This is a genomic window from Streptomyces sclerotialus (assembly GCF_040907265.1).
Lineage (GTDB): Bacteria > Actinomycetota > Actinomycetes > Streptomycetales > Streptomycetaceae > Streptomyces > Streptomyces sclerotialus.
Map to the genome: position 1 here is coordinate 2,813,615 of NZ_JBFOHP010000002.1, position 13,412 is coordinate 2,827,026.

12 protein-coding genes are annotated in these 13,412 nt (G+C 75.0%); 9 read left to right on the forward strand and 3 right to left on the reverse strand.

The annotated features are described in order from the left end of the window. Nucleotides 1-8 precede the first annotated feature (8 nt). The 9 genes from AAC944_RS12520 (at nucleotide 9) to AAC944_RS12560 (ending at nucleotide 11,420) form a co-directional block, all read left to right on the forward strand. Nucleotides 9-734, forward strand: a complete 726-nt coding sequence (locus AAC944_RS12520) for a class I SAM-dependent methyltransferase (protein ID WP_030618290.1) — start codon at nucleotides 9-11, stop codon at nucleotides 732-734. Next, the gene (locus AAC944_RS12525) at nucleotides 731-5,275 is read left to right on the forward strand and encodes an alpha-(1->3)-arabinofuranosyltransferase domain-containing protein (protein ID WP_078888709.1); all 4,545 of its coding nucleotides are present in this window, start codon (nucleotides 731-733) and stop codon (nucleotides 5,273-5,275) included. Before AAC944_RS12520 ends, AAC944_RS12525 begins: the two co-directional genes overlap by 4 nt. After that, a complete protein-coding gene (locus AAC944_RS12530; RefSeq protein ID WP_030618295.1) occupies nucleotides 5,272-6,675 on the forward strand; it encodes a condensation protein in 1,404 nt (467 codons plus the stop codon). The genes AAC944_RS12525 and AAC944_RS12530 overlap by 4 nt, the downstream gene beginning before the upstream one ends. Further along, nucleotides 6,672-7,424: a class I SAM-dependent methyltransferase gene (locus tag AAC944_RS12535; RefSeq protein ID WP_030618298.1), complete on the forward strand. Its 753-nt coding sequence runs from the start codon at nucleotides 6,672-6,674 to the stop codon at nucleotides 7,422-7,424. Before AAC944_RS12530 ends, AAC944_RS12535 begins: the two co-directional genes overlap by 4 nt. Beyond that, nucleotides 7,421-8,467: a DMT family transporter gene (locus AAC944_RS12540; RefSeq protein WP_063759981.1), complete on the forward strand. Its 1,047-nt coding sequence runs from the start codon at nucleotides 7,421-7,423 to the stop codon at nucleotides 8,465-8,467. Before AAC944_RS12535 ends, AAC944_RS12540 begins: the two co-directional genes overlap by 4 nt. A gap of 11 nt (nucleotides 8,468-8,478) precedes the next feature. Next, nucleotides 8,479-8,739, forward strand: coding sequence for a Trm112 family protein (locus AAC944_RS12545; protein ID WP_051871972.1), 261 nt, complete (start codon nucleotides 8,479-8,481; stop codon nucleotides 8,737-8,739). After that, nucleotides 8,736-9,569: an FkbM family methyltransferase gene (locus AAC944_RS12550; RefSeq protein WP_030618307.1), complete on the forward strand. Its 834-nt coding sequence runs from the start codon at nucleotides 8,736-8,738 to the stop codon at nucleotides 9,567-9,569. Before AAC944_RS12545 ends, AAC944_RS12550 begins: the two co-directional genes overlap by 4 nt. 172 nt (nucleotides 9,570-9,741) lie before the next feature. Further along, nucleotides 9,742-10,257 (forward strand): hypothetical protein, encoded by a 516-nt coding sequence (locus tag AAC944_RS12555; RefSeq protein WP_368397270.1) that lies wholly within the window; start codon nucleotides 9,742-9,744, stop codon nucleotides 10,255-10,257. A 131-nt stretch (nucleotides 10,258-10,388) separates the two neighbouring features. After that, nucleotides 10,389-11,420: a rod shape-determining protein gene (locus tag AAC944_RS12560; protein ID WP_030618310.1), complete on the forward strand. Its 1,032-nt coding sequence runs from the start codon at nucleotides 10,389-10,391 to the stop codon at nucleotides 11,418-11,420. 154 nt (nucleotides 11,421-11,574) lie between these two features. Here the strand turns inward: AAC944_RS12560 and AAC944_RS12565 are convergent, their stop codons facing one another. The 3 genes from AAC944_RS12565 to AAC944_RS12575 all read right to left on the reverse strand — a co-directional run bounded on the left by AAC944_RS12565 (nucleotide 11,575) and on the right by AAC944_RS12575 (nucleotide 13,412). Further along, entirely contained in the window at nucleotides 11,575-12,171 is a 597-nt protein-coding gene (locus tag AAC944_RS12565) for a histidine phosphatase family protein (protein WP_030618312.1), read from the reverse strand. Beyond that, nucleotides 12,164-12,547 carry a thioredoxin gene (gene trxA, locus AAC944_RS12570; protein WP_030618315.1) on the reverse strand — a complete coding sequence of 128 codons (384 nt, stop codon included), beginning with the start codon at nucleotides 12,545-12,547 and terminating at the stop codon, nucleotides 12,164-12,166. Before trxA ends, AAC944_RS12565 begins: the two co-directional genes overlap by 8 nt. Nucleotides 12,548-12,794: 247 nt before the next feature. After that, nucleotides 12,795-13,412, reverse strand: coding sequence for a TetR/AcrR family transcriptional regulator (locus tag AAC944_RS12575; protein WP_030618318.1), 618 nt, complete (start codon nucleotides 13,410-13,412; stop codon nucleotides 12,795-12,797).

The window sequence follows — 13,412 nt, forward strand, 5'->3', positions numbered from 1 at the left end:
CGCACGCGGTGCGCGATCCTTCGTTGCGCAGGTCCCTCGCCCTCTTCCGCGCGTTCCTGCGCGAGCAGACCGACCCCGAAGGCTGTTACGGGCTGCTCGCCCGGGACGCCGCCGACCAGCTGGAACGTTACGGCCCGCTGGCCGGTGCCGTGGTGGCCGACGTCGGCGGCGGAGCCGGGCACTTCACCGAGGAGTTCCGCCGCCGCGGCGCGCTCGCGGTGCTCCTCGAACCGGACCCGGCCGAGCTGTACGCGCGCGGTGCTCCGCCCGAGGGCGCGGTGCTCGCCGACGGCTACCTGCTGCCCCTCGCGGACGGCACGGCCGACATCTGCTTCTCCTCCAACGTCCTGGAACACGTCGCCGACCCGCACACCTTCCTCAGCGAGATGGTGCGGGTCACCCGCCCCGGCGGACTGATCTACGTCGCCTTCACCAACTGGCTGTCCCCCTGGGGCGGCCACGAGACGGCGCCCTGGCACTACCTGGGGGCGCGCCGGGCCCGCGACCGCTACCGGCGGCGCACCGGACGCACCCCCAAACACACCCTCGGCGAGAACCTCTTCGCGCTCCACGTAGGGCCCACGCTGCGCCAGGTACGGGCCCGCCAGGACGTCGAAGTGCTCGCCGCCCGCTCCCGCTACGCGCCGTTCCTGGCCGGCGCCGTCGCCCGCCTGCCCGGCGTGCGCGAGGTCGCCACCTGGAACCTCCTTCTCATACTCCGGCGGTTGCCATGACCCAGACGCTCGCCACCTCGCGCTCTCCGGGCTCTCCCGTCCCCGGGAGCACTCCGACGCCCGCACCCGGGGGGCCACCACCGGAGCGGCCACGGCGGCGGAGCTGGCTGCTGGCCTTCTGGGCGGTGTCCTTCGTCGCCTTCCTGGCGCCGTCGCCGGGCCGGATGACGTTCGAGACGAAGCTCGGCGTGGCGCTGGCCCCGTGGAAGTTCCTCACCGACCTCGGCTCCCTGTGGCACGACCGGGCCGGCTTCGGGGGCCTCGCCGACCAGTACATCGGTTACGCGTTCCCGATGCTCCCGTACTACGCGCTGGCCGACCTGGTGCACCTGCCGGTCTGGATCGCCGAACGGCTGTGGCTGTCCTTCGTGGTGACCGCCGCCTTCTGGGGCGCGCTGCGGCTGGCCGAGCGCCTGCACATGGGCAGCCCGGCGTCCCGGCTGCTGGGCGCCGCCACGTATGCGCTGTGGCCCGCTTTCACCATCGTCATCGGCTCCACCTCGGCCGCGGCGCTGCCCGGCGCCGTCCTCCCCTGGGTACTGCTGCCGCTGGCCGACCCGCGCCGTAACGCCCGGCTCGCCGCGGCACGTTCGGCGGTACTGATCCCCTTCATGGGCGGTGTCAACGCGGCCTGCACACTCGCCGCGCTGGTGCCCGCGCTGCTCTACGTGCTCACCCGTACCGGTTCCCGGCGGTGGCAGCTGCTGGCCTGGTGGCTGCCGGGCGTCCTGCTGGTCACCGCCTGGTGGTCGCTGCCGCTGCTCCTCCTGGGCGTGCACGGCGAGAACTTCATGCCTTACGTGGAGCAGGCCGACGCCACCACGGGCACGATGTCGGCCACCGAACTGCTGCGCGGCGCCGGCAACTGGGTCGCCTACCTGAACTTCGGCGAGCCCTGGCTGCCGGCCGGCTGGACGCTCGTGGCCGGCGTCTTCACCGTAATCGGCACCGCGCTCGCCGCCGCGCTGGGCCTGGCCGGGCTGGCCCGCCGGGACCTGCCCGAGCGGCGCTGGCTGCTGCTGACCGTGCTGGTCGTCGCGGCGGTCACACTGGCGGGATACGGGGGCGTGCTCGGCGGCCCGCTGCACGAGATGGTGCAGAGCTGGCTGGACGGCCCGCTGCAGCCGTTCCGCAACGTCTACAAGTTCGCCCCCGGCCTCGCGCTCGCGCTGGCCTTCGGGCTGGCGCACCTCACGGGCCTGGCCGCCCGGCCACGCGCCGGCCGGCCGCTGCCCGGCGGCCGGTACGTCCCCCTGGCCGTCGCGCTCCTCCTGCTGCCGGCCCTCGCGCTGCCCTACCTGAACGGCACGGTCCTGCAGCCCGGCGCTTTCAAGAAGCTGCCCACGTACTGGCAGCGGACCGCCGACTGGCTCGCGGACCACAGCCCCGACGACCGCGCGCTGGTCGTCCCGGCCACCGCGCACGGCCTGTACACCTGGGGCTCCCCCATCGACCAGCCGCTGGACGTGCTCGCCGAGTCCCGCTGGGCGCAGCGCGACTTCGTCCCCTTCGGGACGAAGGGCTCGCGGCGCACGATGGACGCCGTGGAGCAGGCGCTGATGACCGGCTCCGAAGTGCCGGGGCTGCGCGACTTCCTGGGCCGGGCGGGGCTCTACAACGTGGTGGTGCGCAACGACCTGGATCCCGACCAGATCGGCTACGTTCCCCCGCAGACCGTCCGGCGCACGCTCGTGGCGTCCGGCTACCGCAAGGTGGCCTCCTTCGGGCCGCTGACGACCGCCGGCCGGATCGCCGCCGACACGCCGGTACAGGTGCAGGGCCTGTACCCGAGGCAGCGCGCGGTGGAGATCTACGAACCGGTGGACACCGCGCGCCCCGGGAAGGTCACCACCCGGGCCGCGGCCGACACCGCGCGGCTCAGCGGCGGCCCCGAAGCGCTGCTGCAGTTCGCCGCCGACCCGGCGCTGCGCGACCGGCCCACGGTGCTGACCGGCGACGGGCACCCGGGTGTCGACGCTCCCGCGCTCCAGCTCAACGGGGACGGCCTGCGCCGCGCCGACACCCGCTTCGGGCTCGTCAACACCAACACGTCCTACACGTACACCGCCGCCGAGCGGAACGGCCCGGACAGCGTGCAGGACCCCGGCCGCCCGCCGCGCCAGATCCTGCCCGTCCACGGCATCGAGCACCAGACGACCGCCGTGCTGCGCGGCGCCCGCTCGGTCACCGCGTCCTCCAGCGGCAGCTGGCTCTTCCACCTGCCCCAGTACGACCCGGTGAACGCCTTCGACGGCGACCCGGACACCGCATGGGCCGAGGGCAGCGCGGGCGACCCGGTCGGCCAATGGCTCAAGGTCGCCTTCAGGAGGCCCGTGGACGTCCCCGCGACGCTCTCGCTCACCCCGCTGCCCGGTGACGGGCTGCGCGCCGCGCCCACGGCCGTACGCGTGACCACGGACCGCGGCAGCGCGGTCAGTCAGCTGCGCACCGACGGCCGGCGCCAGCCGGTCAAGGCACCGGAGGGGCGGGCGAAGTGGCTGAAGGTCACCATCCTGGGCTCCCAGCTGCCTCGCGCCGGCGTCTCCGGAGCAGGCATCTCGGAGATCGGCATCCCCGGTGTCCGGGTCACCCGGCTCCTCCAGGTGCCCGCGGACTCCGAGTACACGGACGCGCCCGCCACGACGTACGCGCTGCACCGGGGCAGCGACCCCGGCGGCCTCTCCCCGGTCTCCGCCGAGACAGGCCTGCACCGGCAGTTCCTCACGGGCGCCGACGCCGTGTACAAGGTGTCCGCCGAAGCGCTGGCCGTTCCGGGCCGCGAACTGGACGCGCTGCTCACGAAGGCGGCGCCCGACCAGCGCGACCGGATCACCGCCACCGCCGACTCCACCAGCCGTACCGGCCAGTCCCTCAGCCCGCGCAACCTCGTGGACGGTGATCTGACCACCGCCTGGGTCGCCGGGGACAAGCCCACCGTCCACCTGCGCTGGCCCGGCAAGAAGAAGATCGACACGATCGTGCTGCCCGCAGCGGGCGGCATCTCCACCCGCCCCGAACAGATTCTGATCAACTCGCCCTACGGGGCGGCGACCGCCGGGGTCGACGAGAACGGCATGGCCCGCTTCGACCCGATCACCACCGACCGCCTCGACATCACCGTCTCCCAGGTCAAGCCGCTGACCATCCACAACCCCGTGGCCGGTCAGCCGCTCCAGCTCCCGGTCGGCCTCAGCGAGGTCTACCTCCCGGCCCTGAAGAAGTACCGCACCCCGCCGCCCAGGAGGGACGCGCGCTTCTCCTTGCCGTGCGGTCAGGGACCCGAACTCACCGTGGACGGCGTGCGGTACGCCACGAAGGCCGCGGGCCCGGTCCGCGATCTGGTGCAGCGCCGCCCCGTGAAGGTCGAGCTGTGCCGTGCCGAGGGCGGCCGGATCGCGCTGCCCGCGGGGCGGCACCGCGTGGAGGCCGGTGACCGCGGACCGCTCGCGCTGACCGACGTCACCCTCCGCCGCGGTGCACCGGCACCGACGACCGTCGCCCCGCGCCGGGTCATCGCCGGTGCCGGCTGGTCGGGCGACAGCCGCGACGCGTACATCGGCCCCGGGCGCGCGGTGTACCTCCAGACGTACGAGAACGCCAACGACGGCTGGCGCGCGACCCTGGACGGCCGCGAGCTCACTCCGCTGCGGGTGGACGGCTGGCAGCAGGCGTTCCTGGTCCCGGCGGGCGGAGGCGGCACGGTCCACCTGTACTACGCGCCGGCCGCGCAGTACCGGACGGCGCTGATCACCGGTGCCGTCGGCGTCCTGCTGGTCGCGGCGTGCGCGCTGGTACGGCGGCGGGCGGGGGCGGCGGAGCTGCCGGTGCCGACGGCGCCCCCGGCGCCCTCCTGGGTGCTCGGCGTGGTCGCGCTCGCCGCCGTCCTGGCGCTCGTCGCCGGGCCGTTCGCGGCGGTCGTCCCCGTGCTCGCGCTGCTCGCCCGGGCCCGCCCGGCCCTGCTCGCGCCGCTCGCCTTCCTCGCGATGGCGGCGGCGGGCGTACTGGCGTCCTTCGGGGCCGGTCTCCCGGCCGCGCTCGGCCGCGGTCCGTTCAGCGCCCCGGCCCAGGCCCTCGCCCTGCTTGCGCTGGCCGCCGCGGTGGTGACGGTACCGCCGGGCCGGCTCTGGCCCAAGGCACTGCGTCCGGGCCGCCGGAAGCGGCGGGCGCCCGAGGGGGCCGCGGCCGATGAGGGCGTACCCGAAGAGGGTGCGCCTGGCGGGACCGCGGCCGAGGAGGCAGCCACCACCGGCCCGCCGACGGCCGAGGAGCCCGCCACGAAGCGGCTCCCGGACGAGGAGGGCACGACCGGACCGCTGCCCGCCGAAAAGGGCACCGAGGCCGCGGAGAAGCCGTCCCCGGCCGGCGGTGAGGCCCCGCCCGGCTCCGAGGACGACACCGCCGTCCTGCCACCCGTGACGGACGAGGAACCACCGGACCGGGAGACCCCGCCACCGGCCGGTGACACCCGTCGGCGGCCCCCGCTGCCCCGGAGGAAGAAGCGTGAGAGCGAACCCCCCGAAGGAGAGGGGCCCGCCTCATGACCACCTTCCACCCGGTCCGCACACCACGCCCCGCCGCTCACACCACCGGGCCGTTCCCCTTCCCCCTCGTGGACGAGATCGCCCGGCACTGCGCCCAGGAAGCGGAGCCGGAGACGGTGCACGTGGAGGCGCATCTGCCCGGGCGTGTGGACGGGGCACGCCTCCGGGCCGCGTTCGGTCAGGCGCTCGCGCTGCATCCGAGGGCGCTGCTGCGGCAGGGCCCCGCGCGCTGGTGGCACCGCCGGTACTCATGGCAGCCGGCCGGCGCACCGGACGCGGTTCCCGTGTCCTGTCCGGAGCCGGGCCCTGAGGCGCTGCGCCGCGCCCGGGAGCGGGCCCTCGCCGACTGTCCCTCCTTGGACTCCGCACCGCCCGTACGGCTGGAGGTGATCACGCCCGGGGCGGCCGAACGGCCCGGCGCACCGGACACCGGCCCCGGCGCGGTGCTGCTCCTGGTGGCCCACCACACCGCGCTGGACGCCCCGTCCTGCCTGCGTCTGCTGGCGACCACCGCCGAACTGTACGGCGGCGCGGACAACTCCCCCGCGCCGCCGCCCGTACGCGCCGCCTCGGTGGACGAACGGCGCACCCGTGGCGGAGGCGCGGCACCCGTGTGCCTCGGGCTGCGCCGCCCGGCCCGGGTCGCCGCCGACCGCGGCCGCGCGGCCCCCGGTAACGGCATGCTCCTCACCGATCTGCCCGTACCGGACCGTCCGCCCCGCGCGCCCGGGTCCCCGCCCTCGTACACCGTCAACGACCAGCTCCTCGTGGCTGCCTGCCTGACGGTGACACGCTGGAACCACCTGCACGGTGCCCGCCCCGCTCCCGTGGTCCTCACGATGCCCGTCGACGACCGGCCACGTGGTACCGGGATGCCGCTCGGCAACGGGACGCGGCTGGTCCCGGTGGGCTTCGGGCCCGCGGACCTACGGGACGCGGCACCGGCCGCCGGCCGCCGGCCACCGGACCCGGCCGCGGTCGCCCGGCTGCTGTGCCGCACCGCGGCCCGCACCAGGGCCCTGAAATCGACACCAGGGCCCCAACTAGGGCTCGGGGGCACCCTCCTGACCGTTCCCGTGCTGCCGGTCGGCGTGCGGGCCGCCGTGACCCGCGGGGCCCGTGCCGCGGCTGCGCCCTGGACCTCGACCGCCCTGCTGTCCAACATCGGCCGACTGCCCTACCCGCTCGACTTCGGTGCCGAGGGCGGCCGGGCCACCGGCGTGTGGTTCTCCGCACCGGCCCGAATGCCCCGCGGGCTGTCCGTCAGCGCCCTGTCCACCGGCGGCCGGATCCAGCTGGCGCTGCGCTGGTCCCGGGAGCTGCTGGACGACGCGGCGGGCTCAGCGCTCTGCGCGCTGTTCGAGGAATCCCTGGCGGCGACTTCTTGGAGGGACGCATGACCACGACCGGCGCGCGGCACGGCCCCGGAGGCCTGCGGGACTTCTACGAGAATCCGTTGGTGCCCGTCGCCTCCGGGGCCGAGCGGGGGCGGCGGCAGGCGCTGATGCTGGCCCGTGCGCTCGGCCCGGCCGGTGGCGGGCGGGCCCCGGCCACCGTTCTGGACGTCGGCTGCGGGGACGGTACCGCGGCGGCCACGGCGCTGCCGTACCTGTCCGGCCACCGCCTCGTGGGCGTCGACTGGTCGCAGGACGCGCTGCGCCGGGCGACGGACCGCATCCCGCACGTGGTGCGCGGCGAACTGACCGGCGCCGGGCTGCCGTTCGCGAACGGGGCGGCCGACGCGGTGCTCTTCAGTGAGGTCGTCGAGCATCTGGTGGACCCCGACGCGGCCCTGGACGAGCTGCGGCGCGTCCTGCGTCCCGGCGGCCATCTGCTGCTCTCCACACCCAACCTCGCCGCCTGGTACAACCGCGGCCTCCTGCTGGCAGGTGTGCAGCCGGTGTTCTCGGAAGTGAGCCTGCGCGGCATCCACGGGCGCCCCGGCAGCCAGGTCGTCGGCCACCTCCGGCTGTACACCGCCCGTGCGCTGCGCGGCTTCCTGACCGCTGCGGGGTTCGAGGTCGTACGGATGGCCGGGGCGCCGTACCACGATGTGCCGCGGCCGCTGCGTCCGTTGGACCGTGCGGCCTGCCGGGTGCCGTCACTGGCGTCCATCCTGCTGGTGCACGCCCGCCGGACGGCGCGGTGACCGTGCCGGGATGGGGAGTTGCGGCGGCACTGCTGGCGAACGTCCTGTACAGCTGCGGCTTCGTCCTGGAGAAGCGGGCGCTGAGCCGGCTGCCCCCGCTGAGCGTCCGGCGGCCGGTCCAGGTCGTGCGGTGGCTGCTGGGCAGCCCGCTGTGGCTGGCCGGCTCACTGGCGCTGGCGGCCGGCTTCGCGGCGCAGCTGGTGGTCTACCGCACACTGCCCGTGGCGGCCGCGCAGGGCCTCTTCGCGGCCGGTCTGGTGCTGGTCCTGCTGCTGTCCTCGGTGGTACTCGGCGAGCGGACGACGGGGCGCGAGCGGCTGGCGACGGTGGCGGTGGCGGCCGCGCTGGTGCTGGTGGCCGCCTCGCTGCACGGCGCGGACGCGACGGAGCTGGGCCGCACGGCGCGTACCGGCACACTGCTGGCGTGCGCGCTGCCCGCACTCGTCGCCGGGCTGTGGGGGTACGCGGCGGCCGAGCGCCGGGCCCGGCGGCGCCATCGGGTGACGGGGACGGGTGTGCCCTACGGGGTGGCGGTCGGGCTGCTCTACGGGGTGAGCTCGCTGGCGATCAAGGGGCTGGCCGGGCTTCCGGAGGCCACGGAAGGGACCGGCGCGCGGGACATCTGGCCGCCGGGTGTCCCTGAGGTGCTCGCCGCCTTCGGGGCTCTGTGGGCCACGCCGTACCCGTATCTGCTGCTGGGCACGGGGGCGGCCGGGCTGGTGCTGTCGCAGGCGGCGCTCCAGCGCTGCCGGGCCTCGCTGCTCGTCCCCGTGAGCTCGGCCGTGAGCGGGGTCTTCGCCGTCGTCTGCGGCACGCTCGCGTTCGGCGAGCCGCTGCCCGGTGATCCGGTGCGGCTGGTGCTGCGGCTGGGCGGTACGGCCGTGGCGCTGGCCGCGCTGCTCGCCTTGGACCGGCGCCCGCCGCCGTCCACGCCCGCGCCCGCGCCGTCCGCACCGGCGCCCGCGGTGGTCTCCGGGCGTACCGTCTCCGTCACCCGCCGGCGCACGACGGCCGACGCCGTTCCGCCACCGGACTCGTACTAGGGAGCTGACGCATGAAGCCGGACGACCCGCTGCTGCGGATCCTCGCCTGCCCGCTCGACAAGGGGCCGCTGGCCCTCATAGCCGCGGACGACATGCTCTACAACCCCCGGTTGCGCCGCCGCTACCCCATCGTGGACGGCGTCCCGCAGCTGCTGCCCTCCTCCGGGGAGCAGGTCTCCCCGGAGGAGCACGAGCGGCTGCTCGCCCGTATGGAGACGGCCGGCGGCGTACTCGGTACGGCGGGCCCCTCCGAAGGCGAGGACCGGCCGTGACGCTCGCCGCCCGGCTCGCCCCGCACGTACCGCCCCGGCTGCTCTCCGCCGCCGCGACGCTGCTGTACCCGCGCTTCGAGCCCGAACTGCGCAGGCTCTCCGACTTCTGCCGGCCCGGCGGCACGGCCGTGGACGTCGGCGGCTGGTACGGGCCCTGGGCGCGGCACCTGGCGCGCCGCGCCGACCGGGTCGTCACCCTGGAGCCGGTGCCGCACCTGGCGCGGGCGCTGGCGGCCGTGACGCCCGACAACGTGGAGGTGGTGCCGGCCGCGGCCGGCGACCGCTCGGGGACCGCGACACTGTGGTTACCCCCGGGCGGGCGCGGCGACCGCGGCGTCTCCTCCCTGGTCCGCCGCCGGCTGCACCGCGGCGCCATCGAGGTCCGCTGCCTGACCCTGGACCAGCTGGAACTGTCCGACGTCACGCTCATCAAGATCGATGTGGACGGCGGCGAGCCGGCCGTGCTGCGCGGCGCGGAGCGCACCGTCGACCGGGACCGGCCGGCGCTCTTCGTGGAGCTGGAGACGCGCATCCAGCCGCTCGGGCCGGTCCTGGAGTGGTTCGCGGCGCGCGACTACCGGGGCTGGGTGCTGCCCGGCGACCGCTGGCTGCCGCTCGCCGCCTTCGACCTGCCGGGGCATCAGGCCCGCACGTCCTACGTGGCGGAGCACGGCCTGGTGCGCCGCACACTGGTGCCGCACCGCCGGTACGTCAACTCCGTGCTGTTCCTGCCACGCGGCCGCGGCCCCGGGGACCCCGCGTACCGTACGAACCCGGCCGCGACCCGTCCCGTACTGCGCGACGATGTGCGGCATGAGCCCTGGCGATGAGTCCGGCACGGACGACCCCGGCACCGACGGTCCTGGCGCGGGTGCTCCCGGCCCCGGCAGGGACGGGACGCCGCCCGAGCCGCGGAGCCGGCTGCGGGAGCCCGAGGGACGGCCGCAGGGGCCGCTCGGGGTGCCGGGCCGGCTCGGCTTCCAGCTGGTCCTGCTGCGCCGGATGGCCGACCACCAGCCGGGGCTGGTGGAGGATGCGCTGCGCACTCTGGGCGCGACCCGCCCCGAGATGCGCGAGGCCAACCGCCGCTGGCAGGCGATGAGCCGCTCACCCCGGTCCCGCGGCGCGCTGCAACGCTACCGCTCGGTCCTCGGCCCTCCGGAGACCGACACCGCCCGCCGGATCGGCGACCTGAGCTGCCGGGCGCTGACGTGGCCGGTGCCGCTCTGGCCCGATCTGCGCTTCGAGGTGCTGACCGCACCCGGGGGCGCGGTGTGGAACGAGTGGCTGGTCCGTGCCCCGGGAGCGCCGGGCCCCGTACTCCGAACGGCCGATGACCTGGAGCCGTGGTGCTGCACCGTCGACGAGGTCGCACGCGCGTTCCCGCCGGCCCGCCCGATGGAGGGCTCGGCACCCACCCGCTGGCGGCTGGGATTCGCCACTCCGGGCCCGTCGGGAGGCCCGGAACAGCGGGTCGCGGAGTTCACCTGGGGCCTGCTGCAGCGCCTCGTGGAGTAGGCCGGCGGACGGCCCGTGGGTCCCTCGCACGGCCCCGTTCAGCGGGCAGCCGGACGCGTGCGGCAGAAGGATGACGGTCGAGAGATGTGCTGCCGCTCCTGACCCCATTCGGCCCACCCCCGGAGGACCCCATGACCACCAGCGTTGCGCAGTTGCGTCGTTGCTCGGTCGCCGTCGACCTCGGCGCAGCGCGCACCCGGGTGTACGTGAAGAATCACGGCCTGATCGTCGACGAACCGACCGTTACAGCCGTCAACAGCCGCACCGGCGCACTCATAGCCGTCGGCGCCCGCGCCGAGTACATGGCAGGCCGTACCCCGGACCACATCCGGGTGGTCCGGCCCGTCTGCCACGGCACGATCGTGGACATCGAGATGGCCCAACGGCTGCTGCGACAGCTGGTGGGCGACAAACTGCGCCGCGCGTGGCGGCGCAAACCCACCATGCGGGCGGCGGTCTGCCTGCCCTCAGGGAGCGAGCCGCTGACCCAACGGGCCGCCGTGGAGACGCTGACCGGGCTCGGCGCCCGGCGCGTGGAGCTGGTCGACACGATGGTGGCGGCGGCCGTGGGCTGCGGCCTGCCGGTCGAGCAGCCGGAGGCCACGATGATCGTGGTCTGCGGGGCCGGGACCACTCAGGTCGCGGTGCTGTCCCTGGGGTCCATCGTGGCCGCCGAGACCGTCCCGGTAGGCGGCGACGCCATCGACCACGCCGTCGTCCAGCACCTGCGGGTGCATCACGAGCTGATGGTGGCCAGCCGGAACGTCCGCCCGCTGCACACGGCGCTCGCCGGTGACGGCACTCCTGAGCCGGGCCCGGCGGAGGTGCACGGCCGGGACGTGGTCAGCGGTGAGACCCGCTGCGTCCGCGTGGAGCCCGACCGGGTACACCGGGCCATCGCCGCCCGGCTGACCGGCGTCCTGGACGCCATCAGCGACGTACTGCGGCGCTGCCCGCCCGATCTGGTCGCCGACCTCGTCGAGCGCGGCATCATGCTGGCGGGCGGCAGCGCGCTGGTCCCCGGCCTGGAGCCGATGATCCGGCAGGGCACGCTGATGCCCGTGCAGGTCGCCGAACGCCCCGACACCTGCGCCGTGGAGGGGCTGGCCGCGATGATCGAGGGCCACGTCTCCCCACTGGAGCTGGCTCCGCTGGCCCCTTGAAGTGCTGCGCCTGCTGTACCCATGAACGCGGCGGAGCCCGCGAGCCGTCCGGCTCGCGGGCTCCGTACGTATGAGGAGAACCGCCGCTCGTACGCCACGCGCGGGGCCCCGTGTACGACGCGTACCCCGTAGGCCCGGCCGAGCGCCCGGCCGCTCAGGGCGTTCGGGTGTTCCAGGCCACTACCGCCGGGCGGTCGTGTTCCGTGCCGAGCACGCCGACCGCGCCGGTCTCGAAGGTGAACAGCGCCCCCGCGGAGGCGGGCAGGCCGAGCCGCCGGGCCGTCAGCACCCGCAGGAAGTGCGCGTGCCCGACCAGCACCACGTCGCCGTCGTCCGCCGCCAGCCGCGGCGCCAGCCGGGCCAGCACGCGGTCTGCGCGCGCGCCCACCTGCTCCGGTGACTCGCCCGGATGCCCTTCGGGGCCGGCGGGGACACCGTCCGTGAACAGGAACCACTCGGGGCGCGTGCGGTGGATGTCCGCGGTACGGACGCCTTCGTAGGCGCCGTAGTCCCACTCCACCAGGTCGGGGTCGACCTCGGCACGGGCGAGACCGGCCAGCTCGGCGGTCCTGCGGGCCCGCGCCATCGGGCTGACCAGCGTCAGCGCCACCGTCCGGCCGGTGAGCAGGGGGCCCACTTCCCGGGCCTGCTCCTCACCGCGCTCGGTGAGGGGGAGGTCGGTCCAGCTGGTGTGCTGTCCCGAACGGCTCCACTCCGTCTCACCGTGCCGGATCAGCAGCAGCTCACTCACTGCCGCCCTGCTGCTCCTTCTGGGCCTCCTCCACGGAGGCGCGGACCTCGTCCATGTCCAGGTTGCGGGCCTGGCCGATGACGTCCTCCAGGGCCTCCTCGGGGAGCGCACCCGGCTGCGAGAAGACCGCGATGTTGTCCCGGACGATCATCACCGTGGGGATCGACTGGATCTGGAAGGCCGCGGCCAGCTCCGGCTGCGCCTCGGTGTCGACCTTGGCGAAGATCAGGTCCTGGTGCTTCTCGGAGGACTTCTCGAAAACCGGCGAGAACTGCTTGCACGGACCGCACCACTCGGCCCAGAAGTCGATGAGGACGAAGTCGTTCCCGGAGACGATCTCGTCGAAGTTGTCCTTGGTGAGCTCTACCGTGCTCATTACTTTCCCTGCTTCCGGTCCGGTCGTCGGTGTTCAGCCGCGTCAACGGGAGACGCGGAGAGGCGTATTCCACCAGGGTGTCCCAGATGCCGTGCTCCGCGGTCCGCGCCACGCGGCCGCCCGGCACCCCTGCCCACCTTGCGCCGTCCTAGGCATACGAATTCCACCGAATCCGGAAGGCACCGTCGCCCGGGCGTGTCGCGGGGCCCAGGAGCCACCCGCGCACGCCGGTGGCCGGGCACGCCCCCTAGGGCCGGTGCACCCGCAGCCCGTCGAGGACCATGCTGGTCAGCGCGTCGGCCAGCACCTCGACGGACAGTCCGCCGTCCGGGCGGTACCACTCGATCAGGGAATTGACCGTGCCGAACAGCAGCCGGCTGATCAGCCCCGGGTCGATGTCACCGCGCACCCCGCCCTCGGCCGCCGCCTGCCGCACCAGCTCCGCGACCCGGTGATCGAAATCACGCCGCCGCTCCAGGGCGCGCTGCTCCGCCTCACTGTTGCCGTGCACGCGCAGCAGCAGCGTCACGTAGGGCAGCTCGGCGGCCAGGGTCCCGACGCTGCGCCGTACGGTGTGCTCCAGCCGGGCCGTGGCGTCCGCGTGCTCGCCGCACGGCTCGTCGAGCACGGCGAAGAGCGCGTCCAGTGCCCGGCTGACGGCCAGGTCGAGCAGCTCCTCCTTGCCGGACACGTGGTGGTAGATCGAGGACTTGCTGATGCCCAGCCGGCGGGCCAGCTCCTCCATGCCGGTGCCGTCGTAGCCGCGCTCGTTGAACACCGCGACCGCGACCTCCACGAGGGAGTCGCGGTCGTAGGTGGTCCGGCCCTGCCGTGCCCCCGGCGTCCGGTCGGGTCGTCTGATCAT